Source organism: Phenylobacterium sp. (assembly GCF_036264965.1).
In the GTDB taxonomy this organism is placed as follows: Bacteria; Pseudomonadota; Alphaproteobacteria; order Caulobacterales; family Caulobacteraceae; genus Phenylobacterium.
Map to the genome: position 1 here is coordinate 1 of NZ_DATAPY010000066.1, position 23,352 is coordinate 23,352.

The following is a 23,352-nucleotide window of genomic DNA, read 5'->3' on the forward strand; positions in this document are numbered from 1 at the left end:
AGGCGCTCGCCGGCGGGGTGGCGCCGTTCCTCGCCGCCATCGTGACGCCGGATGCGCTGGCGGCGATTCGTCTCACGCTGCTGGTCGCCGCCATCGCCGTGCCGGTCAACGCCGCCTTCGGTCTCGCCGCCGCGTGGTCGATCGCCCGTTTCGACTTCAGGGGCCGCGCCTTCCTGCTCACTCTGATCGACCTGCCGCTCTCCCTCTCGCCGGTGATTTCCGGCCTCGTCTGGGTGCTGCTGTTCGGGGCCCAGGGCTGGTTCGGGACCTGGCTCATCGACCACGACATCAAGATCATCTTCGCCACCACCGGCCTGGTCCTGGCGACCATCCTGGTGACCTTCCCCTTTCTCGCCCGCGAGCTGATCCCGCTGATGCAGGACCAGGGCTCGGACGAGGAGGCCGCGGCGCTCACCCTGGGCGCCGGCGGCTTCACCACCTTCTGGCGGATCACCCTGCCGAATATCCGCTGGGCGCTGCTCTATGGCGTTCTGTTGTGCAATGCGCGGGCGATGGGCGAGTTCGGCGCCGTCTCCGTCGTCTCCGGCCACATCCGCGGCCTCACCACTACGCTCCCGCTTCACGTCGAGGTGCTCTACAATGACTATGACTTCGTCGGCGCCTTCGCGGCGGCCAGCCTCCTGGCCTCCCTCGGGCTCATCACCCTGGTCCTCAAGACCGGACTCGAATGGCGACATGCCGGAGAACTCGCTGCCAACCGCCGACATTGATGCCCAAAAACGTGGGAAGTCGCCGCTGTCGCTGGAAATCAGCGGCATATCGAAGTCGTTCGGGCGCTTTCCGGCGCTGAACGACGTGTCGCTGCAGGCGCGGGACAAGGAATTCCTGGCGCTGCTCGGCCCCTCGGGCTCGGGCAAGACGACGCTGCTGCGCGTGCTGGCGGGGCTGGAGCGGCCCGACGCGGGCGAGGTGCGTTTCGACGGCGAGGACTTCCTGAGCATCCCCGTGCGCCGCCGCAGGGTCGGCATGGTCTTCCAGCACTACGCGCTCTTCCGCCACATGACCGTGGCCCAGAACATCGCCTTTGGCCTGACCGTGCGGCCGCGCCGCGAGCGGCCCTCGAAGTCGGAGACCGCCGACCGGGTGGCCGACCTCTTGTCGCTGGTGCAGCTTGAGGGACTGGGCGGTCGCTTCCCGGCGCAGCTCTCCGGCGGGCAGCGGCAGCGGGTGGCGCTGGCGCGCGCGCTGGCGATCGAGCCGAAGATGCTGTTGCTCGACGAGCCGTTCGGGGCTCTGGACGCCCAGGTGCGGCGCGAGCTGCGCCGCTGGCTGCGCGAGGTGCATGACCGCGCCGGCGTCACCACGGTCTTCGTGACCCATGACCAGGAAGAGGCCCTGGACCTGGCCGACCGGGTGGCGATCCTGAAGGATGGCCAGCTCATCCAGCTCGGCACGCCCAACGAGGTCTATGACAAGCCCGCCGACGCCTTCGTCTACGACTTCCTGGGCGCGGCGTGCCGCCTGCCGGGCGTGGTCGAGGGCGAACGGCTGACGGTGGCCGACTGGGAGACCAAGGCGCCGGCGGACGCCCCGCAGGGCCGCGTCGACGTGTTCTTTCGCCCCGACGAGGTGATGTTCGCGCCGCTCGATGGGGCCGGGCTGGCCGGCGAGGTCAAGGCCGTCGTCCAGCGCGGGCCCGACGCCCGGATCGAATGCCTGATCGAGGGCCAGCTGTTCGAGCTGGAGGCGCGCGGACCGGGCGTCCCCAGCGGGGTCGCGCCGGGCCTGTCGCTGCGGATCAAGCCGCTGCGGCCAAAGATCTACGCCGCCGCCTGATCAGCCCGCCCGATCAGCCGGGATGGGCCGCCAGCCAGCGATCCACGTCCGGCAGCCGGTTCTTGATGATGTCCTGCCGGTAGTTGATCGTCGCGATGGTGCGGGTGATCGAGGGCCGCGCCGAGGCCGGCACGGTCTGCGCGAAGGTGTTCAGCTTCGCGACGATGTCCGGACTGAGGGACCCGCTGGCCAGGCCCGCGAAGAAATTGGTGCGGCTGGTGGGCTCGACCATGGCGTCGACCTCGGCGCGGTGGGCGACCGCGAAGTCGTAGGCCTTGTCCGGGAAGACGCCGGCGACGCCGCTGATCAGGTTCGGCGCATCGGTGGGTGGCGGCTCCTTGGTGAGCGCCAGGGCCAGGGCCTTGTCGGCCAGGACCGGGTCGTGGCTGGCGCCAAGATATCTGTAGAGCCGGCTGCGGTCGGTGTTTTCCGTTGAGGCCTGGGCGAGCGCGTGAAGTTGGTCCCAGACCGTCGCGTCGGCGTGGTCAGCCACGATCTGCAGCACCGTCAGACGGCTTGCGCCGTGCAGGCTGTCGGGGTTGGCGAGCAGGGCCGCGAAACGGCGGCGCGCTTCGGCGACCACAGCGGGGTCGTCGAGCTTGCCGAGGGCCGAGAGGAGGGTGCGGCGGACCAGGGCGGCGTTGTCGGACTCGCCTGGTTTGGCGTCCCAGCCCAGGCGCGCGAAGGCCGGCGCCAGGCGGGCGCGGGCGAAGGCGCGGAAGGCGGCCTGGGTCGGCAGCCCCTTATAGTTGTCGTCCATCCCGTCGAGTTGGTTGATCAGCGCCTGGAGCACGACCGGGTCCTGGGCGTCCTGCGCCTGCCCGGCGACCACCAGGAAGTCCGTAAGGGGCGCGTAGCCGGCCTCGCCGATGGCGCGGCTGTCGTAGATCAGCCCGAGCTGATCTTCCCCGGCGAGCTTGGGGAACGCCGCGACGATGCGGGTCTCCAGCTCCGGCGAATAGCGGCTGCGGAAATAGCCGGTCTGGCCGGCGTTCACGAGGGGTGTGGCCGAGGCCGGCGCGGCCTTGATCGCCGAGGATGAAGCGCTGACCACCGTGCGCCAGGGCTGGCCGAGGCCGCCGACGGTCACCGGCGCGCGCCAGCTGCGCGGCGCCTTGGAGGCTTCGTCGGCGCCGAAACGGCTCTGGGTCAATCGCACCCCATCCGCGCCGCGGTCGATCGAGATCAGCGGCACGCCGGCCTGCAGGGTGAAGTCGTGGGCGATGGCGGTGATCTTCTTGGGCGAGACCTTGTCGATCTCGGTCCACAGGTCGTCAGTGACCGTGTTCCCATAGGCGTGGTGGGCGATGTAGTTGCGGACGCCGGCGCGGAAGACGTCGGGGCCGACATAGTCCTCCAGCATGTGGATGACCGAATGGCCCTTTTCGTAGGTGATGCCGTCGAAGGCGTTGGCGGCGGCGAAGACGTCGTGGATCGGGGTGATCACCGGATGGCTGCCGTTGCGCGAGTCGGTGCGCATGGCGGCCTGTTCGCCGCCCTTGGTCTGCAGCCAGATCTTCCACTCGGGATGGAAGTGGTCGGTGGTCTTGTTCTCCATCCAGGAGGCGAAGCCCTCGTTGAGCCACAGGTCGTCCCACCAGGCCATGGTCACCAGATCGCCGAACCACTGGTGAGCCATCTCGTGGGCGATATCGACGTAGACGGTCTGCTTGTCCTGCTCGGTGGAGAGCTTCGGATCGATCAGCAGGGCGTAGTCGAAATAGTAGATGGCGCCCCAGTTCTCCATGGCGGCGAAGAACTGGCTCCGGCCGGGTCCGGCGATGAAGTCGAGCTTGGGCAGCGGGTAGGGCGTGCCGAAATAGTCATTGTACCAGGGCAGAATCTCGGTGGCGGCGTCGAGGGCGAACTGTGCCTGGGCAGTCTTGCCCTTGCGTACGATCACGCCGACGTCGGTCTTGCCGACCTGTCTGTGGATGCGCTCGAAGTCGCCCAGGGCGAAGAACAGCAGGTAGGAGCTCATCTTCGGGGTGTCGGGGAAGCGGGTGACGGTGAGGCCGCCGGCGCCCGGCTTTGCCTCCGCCACCGGCATATTAGAGACCGCCATCTGGTCGGCGGGCGCCTCGACCGTCAGGGCGTAGACGGCCTTCACGCCCGGCTCGTCCCATGAGGGGATGAACCGCCGGGCGTCGGAGTTCTCGAACTGGGTGAAGATCGCCCGCTGCTTCTTGCCACCGTCTCCAGTGTAGTCGAGGGCGAAGAGGCCCGAGGCCTGCTCGTAGATCACGCCGGTGTAGTCGAGGCTCAGTGTGTAGTGGCCGGGCTTCAGCGGATGGCCGAAGGCGAAGGTGGCGGTCTGCTGGTCCTTGTCGAGGATGATCTTCGGCGCCGCCGTCTCGTCGGAGAGGGCGGCCCTCTGAAAGGCGATGTCGGCGGCATTGAGCACGATGCGGTCGGTGGCCGATTTCACAGTCAGCGCGATGCGCTCCTGGCCGCTGAACTTCAGATGCTCGGCGTCGGGCGTGATGGTGATCTCGTAGCGGTCCGGCGTAACGTTGGTCGGCAGGGAGACATGCGGCGGGAAGGCCTTCGTCTTGGCGGTTTTGCTGTGCGTCGACGCAGCCCAGGCCGGGGCGCTGACGGCCACTAGCACGGCGACAAGAACGGGGATGAATTTCATAAGCTACTGCCTCATCGAGGGCGAAAATTTGCGCCGACCTTAGGCAGGGCGGGACGCTTCGCCTAGGCGCTTTTGCAACCGGCTTTGCATGCTAAGGCTGGCTCGGGAGGGCCACGTAGATGGACCAACGCAAGGACGCGACGGCAGCCACGATCGCGGCGCACGCGGCGCTGGCGGCGAGCCTGCCGGCTGACGACGGATCGGATTTCGATAAGGCCAAGCGCGGCTTCATCGGCACGATTCCGAACGCTGAAATCCCCGGCGCCTGGAGCATGGCGCCCTACGCCTTCCTGGAGGGCGAGCGGCCGGACACGGTCAATCCCAGCCTCTGGCGGCAGGCGAAGCTCAACGCGCTGCACGGGCTCTTCGAGGTCGGCCGCGGCGTCTATCAGGTGCGTGGCTTCGACATCTCTAACATCACCTTCATTGAGGGCGAGCGGGGCTATCTCGTCATCGACCCATTGACCTCGGCGCAGCCGGCGGCGGCGGCGCTGAAGCTGATGCGCGAGCATCGCGGCGACAAGCCGGTGACCGGGGTGGTCTACACCCACAGCCACGTCGACCACTACGGCGGCGTGCGCGGCGTGCTGAGCGACGACGACATCGCCGGCGGCATGCAGATTGTGGCGCCGGAGGGCTTCCTCCGGGCGGCGGTCAGCGAGAACGTCATGGCCGGCAACGCCATGGGCCGGCGCGCGACCTACATGTACGGCGCGACCCTGCCGAAGGACCCCAAGGGCCACGTGGACTCCGGCCTCGGCAAGGCGGTGTCCATGGGACAGGTCAGCCTTGTCCCGCCGACGGTGAGCATCAGCCGGACCGGCGAGCGGCTGACGATCGATGGCGTCGAGATCGTCTTCCAGGTGACGCCGGACACCGAGGCGCCGGCGGAGATGAATTTCTTCTTCCCCGCTTTCGGGGCGCTTTGCATGGCGGAGAACTGCACCTGCCATCTGCACAACATCTACACGCCGCGCGGCGCCCAGGTGCGCGATGCGCGGGCCTGGAGCCACTACATCAACGAGGCCGTCGAGATGTTCGCCGGCGACACCGAGGTGCTGTTCGCCAGCCACCACTGGCCGCGTTGGGGGGCAGGCGAGGCCGCCCGCTTCCTGAAACAGCAGCGCGACCTCTACAAATACATCCACGATCAGGTGCTGCGGATGGCCAACCATGGCCTGACCCCGAGCGAGATCGCTGCGGACCTGGCGCTGCCGCCCAGCCTGGCGGCCGAGTGGCACACGCGCGGCTACTACGGGACGCTCAATCACAACGCCAAGGCGGTCTATCAGCGCTATCTCGGCTGGTTCGACGGCAATCCGGCCAACCTGCACAAGCTGCCGCCGACGGACGTCGGCGCGCGCTACGTCGATCTGGCGGGTGGCGCCAAGGCGCTGCTGGCGAAGGCGAAGGCGGCGTTCGGGCGCGGCGAATACCGCTGGGTGGCGGAGCTGGTGAACCACCTGGTGTTCGCCGACCCGGCCAACGCCGAGGCCCGGGCGCTACAGGCCGACGCCCTGGAGCAGATGGGCTATCAGGCGGAGAGCGGGCCCTGGCGGGCCTTCTACCTGACCGGGGCGCAGGAGCTGCGCACTCCGCGGCCGAAGTCAGAGACGCCGCGGCAAGGGGCGGCGGGGCAATTGCGGTCGCTGCCGGCCGACGACCTGCTCGACAGCCTGTCGGTGCGGCTGAATGGGGCGAAGGCCGGCGCGGCGGCCGACCTGGCGCTGACGATGGTCTTCACCGACACCGGCGAGCGGTTCGCGGTCAGCGTCGAGAACGCGGTGCTGCATCATGTGGCGGGCGACGGCGGTCCGGCGGTTTCGCTGACGCGACCGGTGCTGATCGCCCTGGTGATCGGCGAGACGACCCTGGACAAGGCCCTGGCCGAAGGTGGGGTCTCGGGTGACGGCGCGGCGGTGCTGGGCCAGCTCCTGCCGCTACTGGACCGCTTCGATTTCTGGTTCGAGATTGTCGCGCCGTGACGGACGGGCCATGTAGGGCTCTGAGCTTCGCCGGAGACCATCGATGAGCCACGTCACCTATCACATCGTCCAACATGACGGCGGCTGGGCCTACCGCGCGGACGGCACCTATTCGGAGACCTTCCCGAGCCACGACGCGGCGCTGAAGGCGGCGCGGCGCGCGGCGGGTGAGCAGCGGATCGCTGGCGACACCCACGGGATCGTCTATGAAGACGCCAACGGCGAGTGGCGCGAGGAGCTGTCCGACGGCCAGGACCGGCCCTGGACCGACGTCGAGGGCTAGACGGCTTTCGCGAGGCCGCGATTGTTCATCTCGTCGCCGGCGTTGGCGGGCAGGCGGAAGAACCAATAGAGCGACACCAGGGTGGCCGCGCCGATGATGGCGAAGGCCGGGGCGACGGCGGCGCCGGTCAGGTGCGTCTCGCCACGGCGGACCATCAGGAAGTGCACTAGGGTCGCCGCCACGCCGACGCTGACCGACTGGATGAACTGCTGGGCCATGGAGGCGGTGGTGGTGCCGCGGCTCATCTGGGCCTGTTCGAGATCGGCGTAGGCCATGCCGTTCAGGCTGGTGAACTGCAGCGAGCGGAAGAAGCCGCCGATCGCCAGCGTCGCCATGATGATCCAGTGCGGCGTGTCGATGCGGAAGAAGGCGTAGATCATGTAGGTCGCCGCGCAGATCACCCCGTTGACGATCAGCACCGAGCGGAAGCCGAAGCGCCGCAGGATCGGCGGCGCGGTGGTCTTCATGACCAGCGCGCCGACCGCCGAGATGAAGGTCATCAGGCCCGCAGCGAAGGCGCTCATGCCGAAGCCCACCTGTAGCAGCATGGCCAGCAGGAACGGCGTCGCGCCCGGCACCAGGCGGAAGAAGGCGCCGCCCAGCACCGAGGCGCGGAACGTGGCGATCCGAAAGATGGCAAGGTCGATGATGGCGTGCGGATTGTTGCGCGCGTGCGCCCAGTAGAGGCCAAGGCAGGCAAAGCCTCCGGCGAACAGGCCGGCGACGGCGACGGGCGGCATCGCGTTGCGGCCGAGGTTCTCGAAGCCGAAGATCAGGCCGGCCAGGCCGAAGCCGGAGAGGAAGATGCCGGGCCAATCGATCGGCGAGACGTCCTGCTCCTTCACGTTGGGCACGAAGGCGCGGACCAGGAAGAGCCCGGCCAGCGCGATCGGCAGGTTCAGGAAGAAGATCCAGCGCCAGCTCACGAAGGTGACGATGGCGCCGCCCAGCACCGGGCCCACGACGGGCCCCAGCAAGGCGGGCATGGTGACCACCGACATGGCGCCCACGAGCTCGCTCTTGGGCGTGGTGCGCAGGAGCACCAGGCGGCCGACGGGGCCCATCATGGCCCCGGCGCAGCCCTGGGCCAGGCGGAAGATCACCAGTTCGGTCAGGTTGTTGGCGAAGCCGCAGGCCGCGGAGGTGAGGGCGTAGGACACCATCGCCACCATGAAGATCTTCTTGGCCCCGAAGCGGTCGGCCATCCAGCCCGAGATCGGCAGGAACACCGCCGAGGCCAGCAGGTACATGGTGATGGCGAGGTTCAGCCTGAGCGGCTCGACATGCATGGCGCGCGCCATCGCGGGCAGGGCGTTGTTGATCGAGGTGGCGTTCAGCGTCTGCATCATCAGGGCCATCCCGATGATCGCCGGGATCACCCAGCCGCGCAGGGTTGCGTCGCGGCCTTCGTTGAGCACGGCCGCGGCGTCGGCGCCGCCTTCGTCGAGCACGTCGTCGACCAGGACCTCTTCGGCGCGCGTGCTCATGCGTCGACGCTCGACAGCTTGCGCAGCGGCGTGGCGGCGGCGGCCAGGTGGTCACGCTCTTCCGGCGTCAGGCGCAGAAGCTGGGCGGCGAGCCAATCGTTGCGGCGGCGTTGGATGGCCTCGTGCTTGCGCACGCCGGCCGGCGTGACGGTCAACCCCTGGCGGCGGCCGTCTTCGGCGTGATCGGCCCTCACCAGCCAACCCGCGGCCTCCATGCGTTTCACGTGACTGGACATGGTGGGACGCGAAATTTGCTCGAAGTCGGCGAGCTCCGAGACGCCCGCGCCGGGGTTCTTCTTCAGATAGCCGAGGATCAGCGTTTCCTGGGCGGAGAGGCCGGCCTTCTGCCCCTCGTGGCGCAACTTGCGCGAGGCGCGCAGCAGCGGGCCGCGAAGCGCCTCGGCGAGCGCGAAGATGTCTTCGGATTCGGCCAGCGCCACAGGCATGAAAGGGACTCACGCAAGATAGTTAGGTTGCCGAACTATCTATACGTATATGCGTGCGCCGGATCAAGTCGGCGCGAGCCGGTGGCCTAGGGTCGCTCGAGCAATTGGTCGGTGAGGTTGAAGGCGTCCGGCCGGTTCAACATCATCTTGAACTCGGCGCGGCGCGGTCCTGAGAGCTTGAAGCTCGCATGGGTCTTGCCACCTTTCGGCGTGGCGAATTCGGCCGGGCCAACCCGATCGAGCATCACGGTCTCGCCCTTCGGCCGGCCCACAGCCTTGGCGGGCACTTCGACGATCAACTTGCCGTCGGGGCCCGCCCTGACCGTGTAGTCCAGGTCCGGCTGAGCCCTGTCCGCAACCCAACGGCCCAGGACGTCATCCTTGGCGGGCGGCGCGGCGTGGCCGAGGCGCGGGACAAGCAGGAGGGTCAGCAGCAGAAGCGTCATCATGCTCAAGCTCACGCGCTGGGCGGTGGGTCGAGCGGCGACGACGGCGCGGCTGTGATTCTGACGCATGGCGGCGGTCTCCTTCAGTCCGCAACCATCGAGGCGATCACCGGGCGGCGCAAATTAACTCGCGTCCATGGCCGCCCGGGAGATCGTGCTGCGTTCAGAGCACCCCGAGCATCTCCGCCACCAGCGGGTGGCGGACGATGTCGCGGTCAGCGAGACGGACGACGGCGATGTTGGGGAGGGTGGAGAGCTTCTCGGCGACGGTCCTGAGGCCCGAGAATTCCGGCAACAGGTCCGACTGGTCGGGGTCGCCAGTCACCACCATCGTCGAGTGCCAGCCCAGGCGGGTTAGCAGCATCTTCAGCTGGGTGTAGGTGCAGTTCTGCGCCTCATCGATCACCACGAAGGCATTGTTCAGCGTGCGGCCGCGCATGAAGCCGACGGGGGCGATCTCGATGGCGCCTTCCGCCATCAGCGCACGGACCCGCTTCATCGACAGGCGATCGGAGAGCGCGTCGTAGAGCGGGCGCAGATAGGGCGCGAGCTTGTCCTCCGCATCGCCGGGCAGGAAGCCGATGCTTTCGCCGGCTTCCACGGCGGGGCGCGACAGGACGATGCGGCCGACCGAGCCCGCTTCCAGTGCCTCCACGGCCTTGGCGATGGCCAGGTAGGTCTTGCCGGTGCCGGCCGGGCCCAGCGCCATGACCAGGTTCTTGGCGTCGATGGCGTCGATCAGTTCCTGCTGGCCAGGAGACTTGGCCTTGATGGTCTTGACGTAGCTCTGCTCGCGATCGTCGTTGTGATGCGCCAGCGGCGACCAGCCCCTGTCGACGGGGAGCCGGCGGATCTTATCGTCGCCCTCGAACTGGCCGGCGTCGAACGCGCCTTCGCGCAGCTGTCGCTTCAGGGCTCGCTTGCTCATCAAAAGCCTCCATTGTCCCCGAGGATTGGGGGGCAAGAAAAAAGGGCGTCTCCGCAATGGAGCGCCCTTGGATGGTCGGGGATGAATCGAAGCAGTCGGCGTGCGAGGCCCGGGGGCTCTTCCCAGGATGCCGGTCCGGATCCGAAGATCCGAGGAGACAACACACTCAGCGCCATCAACTCCGTCCAGCGCGAGACACAGGACCGATGGTTCGGCCCCGCAGCGGACTCCGGGAAGGCTATCGCCCCCTCGAATCGCCCGACTAGAATGATCCTAACTTGGTTTCGTAAGTGTTAAATGGACGGATTGTCGCAAGAAACGGGGTGTGCGGATGAGCGTCTACAACTTAGGCAATGTGACACCTGAATTACCGAACGATGACGAATACTGGATTGCCCCCAACGCATCCGTTATGGGGCGAGTGATTCTCAAGAAGAACGCGTCCGTGTGGTGGAACGCAACTCTACGTGGCGACAACGATCCTATCGTGGTGGGGGAAGGCTCCAACGTGCAGGACGGCTCGGTGCTGCACACCGACACCGGCTCCCCGCTGACCATCGGGGCCAATGTGACGGTCGGGCACATGGTGATGCTGCACGGCTGTACGATCGGCGACAATTCCCTGGTCGGGATCGGCTCGATCGTCCTGAACGGGGCCAGGATCGGGAAGAACTGCCTGATCGGCGCCAACTGCCTGATCACCGAGGGCAAGGAGATTCCCGACAACTCCCTGGTCATGGGCGCGCCCGGCAAGGTGGTGCGCGAGATCAGCCCGGAGCAGGCGATGATGCTGGCCGGCGGCGCGGCGCACTACGTCGAGAACTGGAAGCGCTATCGGCGAGAGCTTAGGGAGCTGTGAGACAACAAGAACGAGGAGGACGCCATGGCCTATGAATTCGTGCAGGTGGAGCGGGACGGGCAGCTGACCCTCGTCACCCTCAATCGGCCGGAGGTGATGAACGCCCTGCATTCGCCGGCGCACTTCGAGCTGGCGCAGGTGTTCGACGCCTTCGCGGCGGATCCGGAGCAGTGGGTGGCCATCGTCACCGGGGCGGGCGATCGGGCCTTCTCGGCGGGCAACGACCTGAAGCACCAGGCCAGCGGCGGCAAGATGGGCAATCCGCCGTCCGGATTCGCAGGGCTCACGACGCGCTTCGACCTGACCAAGCCGGTGATCGCGGCGGTGAACGGGGTGGCCATGGGCGGCGGCTTCGAGATCGCGCTGGCCTGCGACATCATCGTGGCGTCGGAGGCGGCGGTGTTCGCCCTGCCGGAGCCCAGGGTGGGCCTGGCGGCGCTGGCCGGCGGCCTGCACCGGCTGCCGCGGGCGATCGGGACCAAGCGGGCGATGGGCATGATCCTGACCGGCCGGCGGGTGTCGGCGGCGGAGGGCCACGAGCTCGGCTTCGTCAATGAGGTAGTCGCGCCGGGCGAGCTGATGGCGGCGGCGCGGCGCTGGGCCGGGCAGATCATGGAGCTGTCGCCGATGTCGATCCGGGCCTCGAAAGAGGCGGTCTACCAGGGCCTGGACGAACCCAGCCTGGAGGCGGCGATGGCCGGCCAGCGCAGCTATCCGGCGATCCAGGCCCTGATCGGCAGCGAGGACTTCGTCGAGGGGCCGCTCGCGTTCTCCCAGAAGCGGCCCCCGCAGTGGAAGGGGCGCTAGGCGCTCACCGGTCCAGCGGAAACGCCGGCGAGACGATGGCGGCGAAGACGCCACCGACCAGGCGCGACGTCTCGTCGGTGTGCGCGGCCAGCCGCTCGGCATCGGCGCGGCACTGGCCGAGGTCGCGGGCGACATACATCAGCCGGCGATAGGCGTTCAGGGTCTGGTCGAAGACGGCCGTGTCACCGCCCTGGATCTGCGAGCCGTCGGCCTGCGGCGACAGCGAGGTCACAAAGGGGAAGACGACCGCGGCCTTGAACTGCCCCGAATGGATCAGGTCGCGCAGGAAGAGGTCATAGGGCTGATTGAGCTCCGTCGCGGCGGCGAGCGCTTCATGGAGGGGGCGTTTGGATGAGCCGCGCACCGCATAGGCCGTGGCGCCGAAATACGAGCGACCCTTGAGGTCGACGGGCAGGTACTCGCCGCGCGCCGTCATACCGTCGCGGCGGGCGGCCAGGTGGACCATCAGGTTGAAGTCGCAGAGCGCGGCGTCGGTGAAGAGCAGGTCCCAGTCGCCGCCATGGGTCAGCAGGCCGTCGAGCACGCCGAAGGCCTGGGGCGAGAAAACCGCGTCGTCTTCGACGATCAGCACCGGATCGTCACCGGCCAGGTGTTCGCCGAGCGCGGCGCGGTGACTGACGAAGCAGGCCTTTTCCTTGGGCGTGAGCGTCCCGCCGATCGCCGCGACATCGGCCGGCCCGCGCGCCGCGAAGCGGTGCAGTCGCCAGTCACCGGCGGCCGCCAGGGCGAAGGAGGCTTCGAGGCCGCGCCGCCGCTCCTCGGCGGCGGACAGGTTGATGAACATGCAGGCTTTCATCCGGTCTCTCTAACACGCGGGCCCCTAGACGCCCTTGCCACAAGATGACGCCTGCGTCAGGTTCGACCGCAACTAACCAGTGTTCAGGGACGAGTTCGGGAAGCCCATGGATCGCTACGACTACATCATCATCGGCGCGGGCTCGGCCGGCTGTGTCCTGGCCAATCGGTTGACGGAGGACGGGGCCAAGCGGGTCCTGCTGCTGGAAGCCGGCGGCAAGGACAATTCCCTGATGATCAAGATGCCGGCCGGCGTCGGCGGGTTGATCGGCAAGGCGGGGCCGGCGAACTGGGGCTTCTGGACCGAGCCGGAACCCAACCTCAACGACCGCAGGCTCTGGTGGCCGCGTGGGAAGGGCTGGGGCGGCTCGTCGTCGATCAATGGGATGATCTACATCCGTGGCCACGCCCGTGACTACGACCAGTGGCGACAGATGGGCCTGCCCGGCTGGGGCTATGCCGACGTGCTGCCCTACTTCAAGAAATCCGAGGCGTTCGAGGGCGGCGACGACGCCTGGCATGGCGGCGAGGGCCCGCTGAAGGTCACCAAGGCGCCCTCGGTCAATCCGGTCTATTGCGCGACGATCCAGGCAGGTGGTGAGGCGGGCTATCCGCTGACTAACGATTTCAATGGCTTCCAGCAGGAAGGTTTCGGGCCCTATCAACTGACGATCAGCGACGGCGTGCGCTGGAGCGCGGCGCGAGGCTACCTGCACCCGGTTCTGGACCGGCCGAACCTGACCTGCCTGACCGGCGTGCGGACCACCCGCATCATCGTCGAAGACGGCCGCGCGACTGGTGTCGAAATCTATGACGACAAGGCCAAGGCCAAGCGGATCGTCGGCGCCGACGCCGAGGTGCTGCTCTGCGCCGGCGCGGTGCAGTCGCCGCATATCCTGCAGCTCAGCGGCGTCGGCGACCCGGAGGAGCTGGCGGCCCACGGGATCAAGGTGGTCAAGGCGCTGAAGGGCGTCGGCGCCAATCTGCAGGACCACCTGGACGTCTGCATGTCGTGGATCTGCCCCAAGCCGATCACGCTCTATTCCATGCGCAAAGGCCTGCTGAAGACCCTCGGCATCGGCCTGAATTACATGCTGTTCGGTAAGGGTCTCGGGCGGACGCAGGGGCTGGAGAGCGGCGCCTTCCTGCGCTCACGGCCCGATCTCGACCGGCCCGACCTGCAGGTCCATACGGTGCTGGCGATCATGCAAGACCACGGCAAGGTCTCGGTGGAGAAGGACGGCTTCACCTTCCATGTCTGTCAGTTGCGGCCCGAGAGCCGCGGGCGGATCGGCCTGCGCTCGGCGGACCCGCTGGCCGACCCGGCGATCTTCGCCAACTACCTGGCCGCCGAGGAGGATCGCCGCGCGCTGCGCGAGGGCGTGAAGATGATGCGCAAGGTGGCGGCCCAGCCGGCGCTCGCGCCCTACATCACCGAGGAATACGCGCCGGGCTCGGCGGTGCAGACCGACGCGGAAATCGACGCCTGGATCAAGAAGATGGGCGAGACGATCTATCACCCGGTCGGCACCTGCCGCATGGGCGCGGCGGGCGATCCGATGGCGGTGGTCGATGCGGAGTGCCGGGTGCAGGGGATCGCGGCCTTACGCGTCGTGGACGCCTCGGTCATGCCGACGCTGGTGGGCGGCAACACCAACGCGCCGACGATCATGATCGCCGAGAAGATCGCCGACGCGATCCGCGGCAAAGCGTTCCTGCCGGCGCAGGATGCGCCGGTCTACGAGGACGGAAAGGTCGCGGCTTAGCCCACTTCATCGGCTCGTCCCGGCGGAAGCCGGGACGCTCAGATCATGGCGTTAGCGCCGGAGCGCCTTACGCCAGGTCGCGCCATCCCGCTCGAAGCCGTTGTCGGCGTAGAGGTGTCGCACGGGGCCATTGCGCGGGGTCTCGAGGATCTGGCCCAGCACCTCTGAGCAGCGGTCGGCCAGGGCGTCGAGGATGAAACCCAGGAACTGGTGCTCGACCTTCAGGCCGATGACCCGGCAGCTCATGACGAAAGCGGCGATCTCCGAGCCCTCGACCACGGCGGCGGCCACCAGGCCGTAGTCGCCGAACTTGTCGCGGCAGTGGGCGATGAACACGTTCCCCGCCTCGGCATGACGCGCCAGCTCGGTCTCCGAGAAGGTGCGCCCGGTGGTGTTGAACTGGGTCGTGCGCTGGAAGAGTTCGCCGACGCGGGTCAGCGTGGCGCCGTCGGTCGGCCGTTCGAAGGTGGTGACCACGCCGAGCGAGGCCAGGAAGTCCTCGCTGTCGCCGGCGGCGGCGCGCTGGCGGTCGCGGCCGAGCTGGGCCTTCACCAGATCGGTGCGGGCCGCGGACTCCTCGGTGAGCTTCAGGACCTGGAAGCGCGGATCGGTGAGCAGGATGCGGCGCAGGCCGAACGGGTCCTCGCCCAGGACGTCCACCTGCGGCAGGGCCTGGCGCACGCGCTCACGCTCCACCGGGTGGTCGTCGATGAACACGAAGGCGTCCAGCGCAAAGCCCAGCTCCTCAGCGATCGAGGCGATGTTGGAGGGCTTGTCCTCCCAGTTCACCCGCCAGGTGACGAAATCATCGGGGGTGAGCAGGCGGTCGTGCGGATAGTGGTCGGGGTATTTCCACAGGTCACGGACCAGGGCCTCGTCGTTCTTGCTGACGCAGGCCAAAAGGACGCCGCGACGCTTCAGGGCCTTCAGGGCCTCGTGGAAGCCGAAGTAGAGGCCGATGTAGGAGTTGTGGCCGCTGATCTCCGGCGTCCAGGCGAAGGGCGCGCCGGTCTCGGCCAGGACGCCCGGCCAGAGCGTGCCGTCGAGGTCGAGGATCACGCACTTCTTGCGGCCGAGGCCCATGACCACGGCCAAGAGGTCCATATGGGCGCGCGCGACGATGGCCTCGCGGCGATAAAGGTCGGGGCCGACCAGGGCTTCCAGCGGCGCGGTATCGGGGAAGATGCCGTGGACGGCCTGTAGCTCGACGGAAGGCCGCTGCAGCATCCAGCCGGGCGAGCCGAAGTGGGTGAAGCCGACCAGGCCGTCGTCCAGCAGGCGGCCCGTGCCTTCGGCGGCGAGCGCGGCGGCCACGTCGACGACGTAGACCCCGGCATATTGGTCGGCCAGCGCCTCCAGGCCCTGGTTGAGGGCGCGGAAGCGGGCGCGGTGGCCGCCCGGGCCGCGATCGGCGAGGCCGAGCGGTTGGACGGTGGGCTCGGGCAGGCCGTCGATCAGGATCGGGGCGTCGCTGACGGCGCGCAGGCCCTCGATCACCTGGCGCGCTTCGGCGAGATAGAGAGCCGAAGGATCGCCGCCGTGGTCGGCCGCCGTGCCCTTGGCCACCAGGTGGCGGGAGCGTAGGGCGCCGATGAAGATCGCCTGGTGCGGCCGCTCGGCGGCGAGGCGCAGGTCGTCGGGGAAGCTGGCGGCCACGCGCAGGTCGACGTCGCGGGCCGCGGCCTCGCGGCGCAGGAAGTCGGCCTCCATCTGCAGGTCGCAATCGCCGAACAGCAGAACATCCCAGCGATGGGTCTTGGCGCCGCCCAGGTCATCGGCGCCCAGCGCGGCTGTGACGGACCAGTAGGGATTGGAGCCTTCGCCGGCCTGGCGGCGCAGCTGGTCGAGCGCCTCGCCGGGATCGCGGCCGTGAAGTTCGGAGAGTTTCTCAGCGACCGCAGCGGCTTCGCCGGCGGCGTCCTCGGCGGTGAGCACGCCGCGCTCCATCAGGCTGGCCAGGCAACCGGCCAGGGTGTCGGCGTCGATGGTCAGATTGGCGCGCAGGTCGGCCAGGTCGCCCGGCATGTCGCGGGGCGTCTCGAACCAGGCCACGATGCCGGCCACTTCGGCGTCCACCACCAGGCGCAGGTGGCTGATGGCGTGGACGATCAGCACGCGGTCTTCGCTGAGCGGAGTCAGATGGACGTAGGTCGACCGGCGAATCAACATGCGGCAAAGCTCCGAGGACGTGCTGCGAAGCTACGGGCCGGCCCCTGCCTGATGGTTAAGATGCGATAGCTTTTTGGCTTTCGGTCCAGGCGTCGAGCTTGGCCTGCGCTGCGGCGCTGCCGAGGAAGGAGAGCAGGACGTAGCGGCTGCCCTTGGTCACGGGCGCGGCCTCATGCAGCAGGGAGGCCGAGAAGATCACCGCGCCGCCGGCCGGCGGGTTGTAGCGATGGTCGTCGTATTCCGGGAACATCAGCTCGCCGCCCTCGTATTCGTGGGTGTTGAGGTTCAGCGAGATGGCGAACTCGCGGAAGGCGGTATGCGGCGCGGCGTTGTCGCGGTGGCGTTTGAAATAGCCGCCGGTGTCGTCGTAGCGGGCGATCAGGATGCGGTCGGCGAAGGCCATGTCGACCTGGAAGGCGCGCTTGATCTCCGGGATCACCCGCTTGGCCAGCAGGTCCACGACCTCGGCATGCAGCGGCATGTCGGGGGTGAGCTCGGTGTCGCGGCGCTTCTTCTTGTCCTCGTCCAGCTTGGCGTAGGCGCCCCCGTCCTTGAATGAAGCCATGACGCCGGCCTCATGCACCGAGCCCTCGAAGTGGTCGATGAGCGCGCGGCAAAGCTCCGGCGAGGCAATGTTGGGGATCATCAGCGCCGGGGCCGTCGAGGCGCGGATCTGCGCTGGCTCGGCCCAGATGCGCCGCGCGCAGCCGTTCAGCCAGGCGGCGATGTCGGTTGTCTCGTCGAGGGCGATGATGTCCACCACCCGGCCGCTGCGGTCGATGAGCACGCCGGCCGCGACGCCATCGACGTGGGCCAGCTCGACGCCGTTGCCGGTGGTCACATAGAGAAGGTCGTCGCGGGCGGCCGGATCGGTCGCGAAACGGCCGATGAAGGCGGGCGAGGCGGGCGCCAGCGGCGCCACGTCGACGCCAGCGGCCTGAAACAGCGGAGCGGAGGCGCGCAGACGGTCCAGCAGGCGCGCGGCCGCTTCCGGCTGCAGTTCGCCCAACGAGGCCACCACCACCGGGCGACCGGCCTGGGCGTCGAGTGAGAAGAAGCGGCCCGACGCGGTGGCGCCGAGAACCACGGGCGCGCGGTCTCCAATCGAAAACGGCAAGGCGCTGGCTCCCATCCCTGGAGAATCCAGGGTCTTGGTGAATCAGGGCTTACCGATTGCGCATTCCTTTCGATTGTTACGGACGGCCCGTCGAGCCGGCGTCCGCCACCTTGCCCTCAGGCTCGACCTCCAGCCGGTAGGCCTTGTCATCTTTCAGCACCAGTTGGGCGGCGCGCTTCACGTCCTCGGCGGTGATCTTCTCGGTGCCGGGAATAATGTGGCGGATGAACTCCAGCCGCCGCGGATCGGCCTGGGCGCCCGAAAGTTCCGAGAGCCAGTACTGGTTGGTGACCCGTGACTTCGCGATCTTGTCGAGGCGGGGTTTCTTGGCGCGCTCCAGTTCGTCGGGGGTGACATCGGTGGTGCGCAGGTCGCTGGCGATCTTGGCGACGTCGCGGAAGAAGCCGTCAAGCTTGGCCGGGGGGACTTCGACGCTGGCGGCCAGATAGCCCCAACCGGTCCAGGTCAGGCTGTGGGTGTAGCTGACCGAGGGCGAATAGGTGACGCCCTGCGCCTCGCGCAGCTCGTCGATCAGCCGCAGGTCCATGACCTCGCCCAGCAAGTCGTTTTCCAGGGCCTGCTGGGGGTTGGCCCAAAGGTCGTTGGTGGGCCAGGCGACGTAGCCGATGGACTGGTCGGCGCGGCCCTTGTGGGTAAGCAGCACCGGCTTGACCGTCGCCGCGGGGAAGCCGACGGCCTTCTGGCCCGCCGGCACCGGCTCGGCCGCGCGGCGGGCCGGCAGGGAGCCGAACGTGCGGCTCACCGCCTCGATGGCCTTGTCCACCGTCACGTCGCCGACGATCACCACCTCGATGGGATCGTTGGCCAGGTGCGGGGCGATCTGGGCCTGCAGGTCGGTGAGTTGGGCCTTGGCGATGTCGTCGCGGCTGGGGAAGGTGAAGCGGCGGTCGCCGGCGTGCAGCAGGCCGGAGAGCTCGCGGCCGATCACCCCGCCGTCGGTGCCTTCCATCTGGTCGTGGACGGTTTTGCCGGCGGTCTGCTGGCGCTTGAACGCTTCGCTGCGCCAGCCGGGATCGGCGACGTAAGCCGTCAGCACCTGCATCTGGGTGGCCAAGTCGCCGGTGCGCGTAGAACCGGAGAGCACAAAGGCGTCCTCGCCCACTCCAAAGCGGGCGGCGTAGACCTTGGAGGCCAGAACCCGCTCGGTGTCCTCGTTGTCGATCTGCTTCAGGCCGCCCTCGATGAAGGCGTTGCCGAAATAGGCCAGGCTCTGGCGGTCCTTGGGCAGGTCCTGCAGGCCATCGCCGACGTTGACGCGCACCAGCACCTCGTCATCGCGGAACTTGGTCGGCTTCACTGTCAGGCGCACGCCGTTTTCGAAGCGCACGAAGACGGTGTCGAGGTCGGCGACCTCCTTGGTGTCGGCAACCTTGCCCGCCGCGCCAAAGCTCGCATAGGGCCAGGCGACTTCGTGCGGGGCCGCGGGCGCCGCCACGGCCATCTTCTGGGTCGAGGCGTATTCCGCCAGGACGGACGGCTCGCCGCCGGGGATGGTCTTGGGCGTCGAGACAAAAACCAGGGGCCCTTGACCGTCGAAGGCGTCCTTCAGAGCCGAAGACACCGTGTCGGCCTTCAGCCCCTTCACGACGGACTCGAAGAGGGCCAGGTCGTCGGCCGGGCTGGTGACGACTTCCTGGTCGCCCAGCGAGCCGACGATTTCGTCGGCGATCTGAGAAGGCCTGCGGGTGGCCGCGCCTGAGACCGCGGCCTGGGCGCTGGCGCGCTCCTCGGCGATCTCGCGGTCGAGTTCGTCCTGGCGCACGCCGTAACGGACAGCGCGCCGTTCTTCCTGGTCTACGGACGCGAGCGCAGTGCGCCAGCCATCGGCCGGCGCGGCCAGCGCCAGCGTGGTGATCTCGGCGGAATGTCCCTGGTCGGCCTTGAACGCGGCCGCGGCGATGAACGGCGGCTGCGGCGAACGGCCGATCGCCGAAAGCCGGCGATTGAGCACATTGAAGCCGAGCTGCTCGATGATGTCGGTGCGGCGCTTGGCCAGGCGGTCGGCGCGCAGGTCGGGCGGGCGGATCCAGGCGACCTGCAGGTTCAGCGCCGTGCCGGGCTGGACGACGACCTTCGCCTCGCTCTTCCGCTCGGCGACCTTGCCGAGGTCGGGCTCGGCGCCGGCTGGGCCCATGGCCTTCCAGTCGCCGAATCGGGCGCGGATCTTGGCCTCCATGGCGGCCGGGTCAAAATCGCCCACGGCCACCAGCACCGCGCGCTCCGGGCGGTAGTAGTGGTGATAGAAGTCGGCGACCAGGCTGGCAGGCGCCTTCTCGACGACCTCGACCTTGCCGATCGGCAGACGGGTCGGCATGCGCTGACCGGGCAGTTCGAAGCCAAGCCGATCCTTGAACACGCGGTAGCTGGGACTGTCGCTGGCGCGCTCCTCCGACAGCACCACGCCCCGCTCGCGGTTCAGGGCGTCCGGGGCGATGGTCAGGTTGGAGGCGGCCTCCCGCAGCAGCATCAGCGAGGTGTCGACCGTGTCGTCGTCGGTTTTGGGCAGGTCGAGCTTATAGACCGTCTGGTCGAACTCGGTCTGGGCGTTGGTGTCGGCGCCGAAGGCCAGGCCGTGGCGTTCGAGGATCTTGACCATCTCGCCTTCGGGCACGTTCTTCGAGCCGTTGAAGGCCATGTGCTCCAGGAAATGGGCTAGGCCCTGCTGGGCGTCGGTCTCCATCAGCGAGCCGGCGTCGAAGCGCAGGCGCAGCGCCGCCTGGCCCGGCGGGATCGCCTGGCGCTTGATCGCATAGCGCATGCCATTGGGCAGCGAGCCGAAGCGGATGTCGGGGTCGGCGCGGACGTCGGAATGGGCCTGCGGCCATTCGCCGGGCGGCAGCTTCTCCATCGCCGGGCCCGCGCCGGAGCCGGAGCCGGAGCCGGAGCCGGGCAGGCTGATCTTCGGCAGGTGCGGCAGACCGATGGCCTGCGCAAAGCTGGGCGCGGTGAGGGAGAGAACGGCGGCCAGGGCGGCGCCCGCGCGCAGGGAACGGATCATAGAAAGGTCCTGAAGACGTCCGAGAAAGCCAGATGGGCGCACCATCGCCAAGCGAAGTGGCCGCGGCAAGGCAAGAAGGGGGCGGTGTCGCAACTGCGACAAACCGCCTAAATGAGAGCGATGACTGAATCACGCTTCGAAGAGACGCCGCCGCAGCCTCCGCAATGGTCCCCGGGGCCTGAGCCGCAGCCGGCGGAGGAGCAACGCGGGCGCGAGCCCGTGTTCAACGCGCCCTGGCAGGCCGTGGCGGTGGTGGTGCTGATCGTCGGCGGCTATGCGGTGCAGACGCTGTTCCCGGTCGACGCGATCCTGGCGGCCTATGCCTTTGCGCCGGCGAACCTGGTTCCAGGACGCTGGGAGACGGTGATCACCTCGATCTTCCTGCACGGCGGCTGGGCGCACGCGATGATGAACGGCGCCTTCGCCCTGGCCTTCTCCGCCCCGCTGGCTCGGCTGTTCGGGCCGAAGATCGAGGGCGCGCTGTTGTTCTTCGCCTTCTATGTGCTGGCCGGCGTGCTGGCGAACCTGGGCTACGCGGCGGCCCATCCCGGCGGCCACGCCCTGGTGGTCGGCGCATCCGGGGCCGTTTCGGGACTGATGGGCGCTTCGGCGCGGCTGATCGGCGGGGAGGGCCGGGTGGGGCGCATCTTCTCCAAGCCGGTGCTGGCTATGGGCGGCGCGTGGGTGGCGATCAACCTGATCATCGCTCTCGTAGGCGGTTGGTTCCTGCCGGGGGCCGGCAACGCGGGCGTCGCCTGGGAGGCCCATATCGCCGGCTTTATCGTGGGCGTGCTGCTGATCGGACCGTTCGCGCGGCTGGCCCCCAAGGCCTGACGTCAAGTCTTCGCATCTCACGCGCATTCTCTTGACCGGGCCCGCGGGCTCTGTCCGGCTCCGCGACGGGCAGGCGCGAGCGGCGCAGGGGAGGGCAGATGAGGCGGTTTCTGGCTTGGGGACTGGCGGCGATCATCGCCGTGGCCTGGATAGGCTCCGCAGCGCCCGCGGCGGCGGCGGGGAAGCCTGACAACGGCCTGTCCAACCTCAAGCACATCATCGTCATCTTCCAGGAGAACCGCTCCTTCGATCACTATTTCGGCGTGCTGCCCTATGCGCCCGGTTCGCCTTACCACCAGGGCCGGCCATGCGCGGCGGAGGACCACGCCTGCGTCGACGGACTGAAGTGCCGGCTGGCGGCGGACGGGGCGCTGAGCTGCGACGACTGGAACGCCCACGCGGACGGGCGGAAGGTCTACGCCTTCCACGCCGCCACCCGCTGTATCGCGCCGGACCTGGATCACGAGTGGCAGGGCAGCCACCGCGACGCCAACTTCGCCCATCCGGAACGCTCGCTGAGCGATCCGAAGAACGACGGCTTCGTGATGCAGAACGACATCATGGCGCCCGACACCCACCGCACCGGGCCGGCCGACGGCGGTCGGGCCATGGCCTACTACAGCCAGGCCGACATCCCCTTTTACTATGACGTGGCCCAGAAGTTCGCGATCAGCGACCGCTATTTCGGCTCGCTCCTGGGGGCCAGCGATCCGAATCACGCCTTCCATCTGGCGGGCGGGTTCTTCGGCCACATCACCAATGAGGAGCAGTCGGCGCCGGCCGGCGGCTACCGTCCGCCCCAGGGCACGATCTACGACCTCCTGAGCGCCGCCAACGTGGACTGGGCTGAGTCCTTCCAGGACGTCCCGGAGGGCCTGGCCTACCGGCGCCTGGGCGACCCGCACTTCATCAAGCATGCTGACCTCCTGGACCGGCTGAATGGCGCGGCGGGCGCCAAGGCCTTGCCGGCCGTGGTCTGGGTCAATGCGCGCAAGGGCTATTTCCAGCACGGCTCCAACAGCGACGAGCATCCATCCAGCGACATCCAGCGCGGCCAGGTCTGGGTATCGGAGCTGCTCAACGATCTGCGCCACGGGCCGTATTGGAAGGATAGCGTGGTGCTGATCACCTACGACGAGGCCGGCGGTTTCTATGACCACGTGAAGCCGCCGCCGGCGCCGCAAGGGGGACGACGCACGCCGGACGGGTTGAACCCCGGCGACTGCGCCGAGGGGCCGGTCACGCCGGCGGCCGGGAAAACCGGCGGCGGCGTCGTCTGCGCCCGCGAGCGCAAGATCGGCACGACCTATGACGAGATCCTGGGGATCTGCCCACAGTATGACCCGGCCAAGCCCTATCCGGCGGCCTGTCCCAACTTCGACCAGCTCGGCTTCCGCGCGCCGCTGATGGTGATCTCACCCTTCGCCAGGAAGGCCTACGTCTCGCACCGGATCGCCGACCACACCTCGATGCTGGCGCTGATCGAGAAGCGGTTCCTGACCGGGCCGGACGGCAAGACGCAGCATCTGACGGCGCGCGACGCCAATGCCTGGACACTGGAGGACATGTTCGATTTCCGCGCCTCGCCGTCGCTGAACACCGCGCTCGCGCCGCCCGCGCCGCTGCCGGCGGTCGACTGCACGCCCCGGGTTTAGGCTGACCCGAGGCTCCGCGGCAGCGGAGGCTCAGTCTTTTGAACCACCAAGGACACCAAGTTCGCCAAGGGGCCGCGGGCCCATCGGGCTCCGCGCACGGGCCATCACCGCCGTCTTGGTGATCTTGGTGTCCTTGGTGGTTTGAATGACTCGCGCGCGGCCGCGCGCAGTTAGCCGGTGTCGGCCAGCGGGGGCTGGCGCGATCCTTCTTCCCCACGCTCGGTAGACGTCTCGCAGAGGCTTAAGGTGAGGTCGCCGGAGAGGTTCATGTCGGCGATCATGCGGCGGGCCAGGACCTCG

General features: G+C 68.4%; 18 protein-coding genes. 9 read left to right on the top strand and 9 right to left on the bottom strand.

All coding sequences use genetic code 11. From position 1 onward, the window contains the following. Together cysW and VHS75_RS09275 are read left to right on the top strand one after the other, a co-directional pair. A partial coding sequence (gene cysW / locus VHS75_RS09270; protein WP_329638327.1) for a sulfate ABC transporter permease subunit CysW occupies positions 1 to 731 on the top strand: 731 nt, incomplete at its 5' end. Between the two features lie 25 nt (positions 732 to 756). Further along, the gene (locus VHS75_RS09275) at positions 757 to 1,797 is read left to right on the top strand and encodes a sulfate/molybdate ABC transporter ATP-binding protein (RefSeq protein WP_329638343.1); all 1,041 of its coding nucleotides are present in this window, start codon (positions 757 to 759) and stop codon (positions 1,795 to 1,797) included. Between the two features lie 13 nt (positions 1,798 to 1,810). Here VHS75_RS09275 and VHS75_RS09280 read toward each other — a convergent pair whose 3' ends face one another. Further along, positions 1,811 to 4,435, bottom strand: coding sequence for a M1 family metallopeptidase (locus VHS75_RS09280; RefSeq protein WP_329638328.1), 2,625 nt, complete (start codon positions 4,433 to 4,435; stop codon positions 1,811 to 1,813). Between the two features lie 119 nt (positions 4,436 to 4,554). Here VHS75_RS09280 and VHS75_RS09285 point away from each other — a divergent pair, with 119 nt between their 5' ends. Together VHS75_RS09285 and VHS75_RS09290 are read left to right on the top strand one after the other, a co-directional pair. Next, entirely contained in the window at positions 4,555 to 6,420 is a 1,866-nt protein-coding gene (locus tag VHS75_RS09285) for an alkyl/aryl-sulfatase (protein ID WP_329638329.1), read from the top strand. Positions 6,421 to 6,463: 43 nt separating this feature from the next. Then, positions 6,464 to 6,703 (top strand): DUF2188 domain-containing protein, encoded by a 240-nt coding sequence (locus VHS75_RS09290; protein WP_329638330.1) that lies wholly within the window; start codon positions 6,464 to 6,466, stop codon positions 6,701 to 6,703. Here the strand turns inward: VHS75_RS09290 and VHS75_RS09295 are convergent. The 4 genes from VHS75_RS09295 to VHS75_RS09310 all read right to left on the bottom strand — a co-directional run bounded on the left by VHS75_RS09295 (position 6,700) and on the right by VHS75_RS09310 (position 10,010). Continuing rightward, entirely contained in the window at positions 6,700 to 8,190 is a 1,491-nt protein-coding gene (locus VHS75_RS09295; RefSeq protein ID WP_329638331.1) for an MFS transporter, read from the bottom strand. The genes VHS75_RS09290 and VHS75_RS09295 overlap by 4 nt on opposite strands. Next, on the bottom strand, positions 8,187 to 8,630 hold the full coding sequence (locus tag VHS75_RS09300) for a MarR family winged helix-turn-helix transcriptional regulator (protein ID WP_329638332.1): 444 nt from the start codon (positions 8,628 to 8,630) through the stop codon (positions 8,187 to 8,189). The genes VHS75_RS09295 and VHS75_RS09300 overlap by 4 nt, the downstream gene beginning before the upstream one ends. Before the next feature lie 92 nt (positions 8,631 to 8,722). After that, entirely contained in the window at positions 8,723 to 9,151 is a 429-nt protein-coding gene (locus VHS75_RS09305) for a hypothetical protein (RefSeq protein ID WP_329638333.1), read from the bottom strand. A 94-nt stretch (positions 9,152 to 9,245) separates the two neighbouring features. Then, on the bottom strand, positions 9,246 to 10,010 hold the full coding sequence (locus VHS75_RS09310) for a PhoH family protein (RefSeq protein WP_293366019.1): 765 nt from the start codon (positions 10,008 to 10,010) through the stop codon (positions 9,246 to 9,248). Positions 10,011 to 10,341: 331 nt separating this feature from the next. Here VHS75_RS09310 and VHS75_RS09315 point away from each other — a divergent pair, with 331 nt between their 5' ends. Together VHS75_RS09315 and VHS75_RS09320 are read left to right on the top strand one after the other, a co-directional pair. Next, positions 10,342 to 10,869 carry a gamma carbonic anhydrase family protein gene (locus VHS75_RS09315; protein WP_329638334.1) on the top strand — a complete coding sequence of 176 codons (528 nt, stop codon included), beginning with the start codon at positions 10,342 to 10,344 and terminating at the stop codon, positions 10,867 to 10,869. 24 nt (positions 10,870 to 10,893) lie between these two features. After that, positions 10,894 to 11,676 carry an enoyl-CoA hydratase-related protein gene (locus tag VHS75_RS09320; protein ID WP_329638335.1) on the top strand — a complete coding sequence of 261 codons (783 nt, stop codon included), beginning with the start codon at positions 10,894 to 10,896 and terminating at the stop codon, positions 11,674 to 11,676. Positions 11,677 to 11,680: 4 nt separating this feature from the next. On the opposite strand, the gene VHS75_RS09325 is transcribed toward VHS75_RS09320, so the two are convergent. Beyond that, positions 11,681 to 12,493 carry a glycosyltransferase family 25 protein gene (locus tag VHS75_RS09325; RefSeq protein ID WP_329638336.1) on the bottom strand — a complete coding sequence of 271 codons (813 nt, stop codon included), beginning with the start codon at positions 12,491 to 12,493 and terminating at the stop codon, positions 11,681 to 11,683. Positions 12,494 to 12,599: 106 nt separating this feature from the next. Here VHS75_RS09325 and VHS75_RS09330 point away from each other — a divergent pair, with 106 nt between their 5' ends. Next, positions 12,600 to 14,258 carry a choline dehydrogenase gene (locus VHS75_RS09330; protein WP_329638337.1) on the top strand — a complete coding sequence of 553 codons (1,659 nt, stop codon included), beginning with the start codon at positions 12,600 to 12,602 and terminating at the stop codon, positions 14,256 to 14,258. A 51-nt stretch (positions 14,259 to 14,309) separates the two neighbouring features. Here VHS75_RS09330 and VHS75_RS09335 read toward each other — a convergent pair whose 3' ends face one another. The 3 genes from VHS75_RS09335 to VHS75_RS09345 form a co-directional block, all read right to left on the bottom strand. Continuing rightward, the gene (locus tag VHS75_RS09335; protein ID WP_329638338.1) at positions 14,310 to 16,427 is read right to left on the bottom strand and encodes an HAD-IIIC family phosphatase; all 2,118 of its coding nucleotides are present in this window, start codon (positions 16,425 to 16,427) and stop codon (positions 14,310 to 14,312) included. A 55-nt stretch (positions 16,428 to 16,482) separates the two neighbouring features. Beyond that, on the bottom strand, positions 16,483 to 17,544 hold the full coding sequence (locus tag VHS75_RS09340; protein ID WP_329638339.1) for a 2OG-Fe(II) oxygenase: 1,062 nt from the start codon (positions 17,542 to 17,544) through the stop codon (positions 16,483 to 16,485). A gap of 76 nt (positions 17,545 to 17,620) precedes the next feature. After that, complete coding sequence (locus tag VHS75_RS09345; protein WP_329638340.1) at positions 17,621 to 20,563, bottom strand: insulinase family protein; 2,943 nt, start codon at positions 20,561 to 20,563, stop codon at positions 17,621 to 17,623. Positions 20,564 to 20,683: 120 nt separating this feature from the next. Here VHS75_RS09345 and VHS75_RS09350 point away from each other — a divergent pair, with 120 nt between their 5' ends. Further along, complete coding sequence (locus VHS75_RS09350) at positions 20,684 to 21,397, top strand: rhomboid family intramembrane serine protease (protein ID WP_329638341.1); 714 nt, start codon at positions 20,684 to 20,686, stop codon at positions 21,395 to 21,397. A gap of 98 nt (positions 21,398 to 21,495) precedes the next feature. Continuing rightward, positions 21,496 to 23,052, top strand: coding sequence for a phospholipase C (locus VHS75_RS09355; RefSeq protein WP_329638342.1), 1,557 nt, complete (start codon positions 21,496 to 21,498; stop codon positions 23,050 to 23,052). The last annotated feature ends 300 nt before the right edge of the window (positions 23,053 to 23,352 follow it).

Bases quoted from the DNA above. Each gene is read 5' to 3' on its own strand.
- VHS75_RS09330 (WP_329638337.1), top strand. From the start codon at position 12,600: ATGGATCGCTACGACTACATCATCATCGGCGCGGGCTCGGCCGGCTGT.
- VHS75_RS09325 (WP_329638336.1), bottom strand. From the start codon at position 12,493: ATGAAAGCCTGCATGTTCATCAACCTGTCCGCCGCCGAGGAGCGGCGG.
- VHS75_RS09345 (WP_329638340.1), bottom strand. From the start codon at position 20,563: ATGATCCGTTCCCTGCGCGCGGGCGCCGCCCTGGCCGCCGTTCTCTCC.
- VHS75_RS09310 (WP_293366019.1), bottom strand. From the start codon at position 10,010: ATGAGCAAGCGAGCCCTGAAGCGACAGCTGCGCGAAGGCGCGTTCGAC.
- VHS75_RS09355 (WP_329638342.1), top strand. From the start codon at position 21,496: ATGAGGCGGTTTCTGGCTTGGGGACTGGCGGCGATCATCGCCGTGGCC.
- VHS75_RS09315 (WP_329638334.1), top strand. From the start codon at position 10,342: ATGAGCGTCTACAACTTAGGCAATGTGACACCTGAATTACCGAACGAT.
- VHS75_RS09285 (WP_329638329.1), top strand. From the start codon at position 4,555: ATGGACCAACGCAAGGACGCGACGGCAGCCACGATCGCGGCGCACGCG.
- VHS75_RS09290 (WP_329638330.1), top strand. From the start codon at position 6,464: ATGAGCCACGTCACCTATCACATCGTCCAACATGACGGCGGCTGGGCC.
- VHS75_RS09320 (WP_329638335.1), top strand. From the start codon at position 10,894: ATGGCCTATGAATTCGTGCAGGTGGAGCGGGACGGGCAGCTGACCCTC.
- VHS75_RS09295 (WP_329638331.1), bottom strand. From the start codon at position 8,190: ATGAGCACGCGCGCCGAAGAGGTCCTGGTCGACGACGTGCTCGACGAA.
- VHS75_RS09305 (WP_329638333.1), bottom strand. From the start codon at position 9,151: ATGCGTCAGAATCACAGCCGCGCCGTCGTCGCCGCTCGACCCACCGCC.
- VHS75_RS09280 (WP_329638328.1), bottom strand. From the start codon at position 4,435: ATGAAATTCATCCCCGTTCTTGTCGCCGTGCTAGTGGCCGTCAGCGCC.
- VHS75_RS09335 (WP_329638338.1), bottom strand. From the start codon at position 16,427: ATGTTGATTCGCCGGTCGACCTACGTCCATCTGACTCCGCTCAGCGAA.
- VHS75_RS09350 (WP_329638341.1), top strand. From the start codon at position 20,684: ATGACTGAATCACGCTTCGAAGAGACGCCGCCGCAGCCTCCGCAATGG.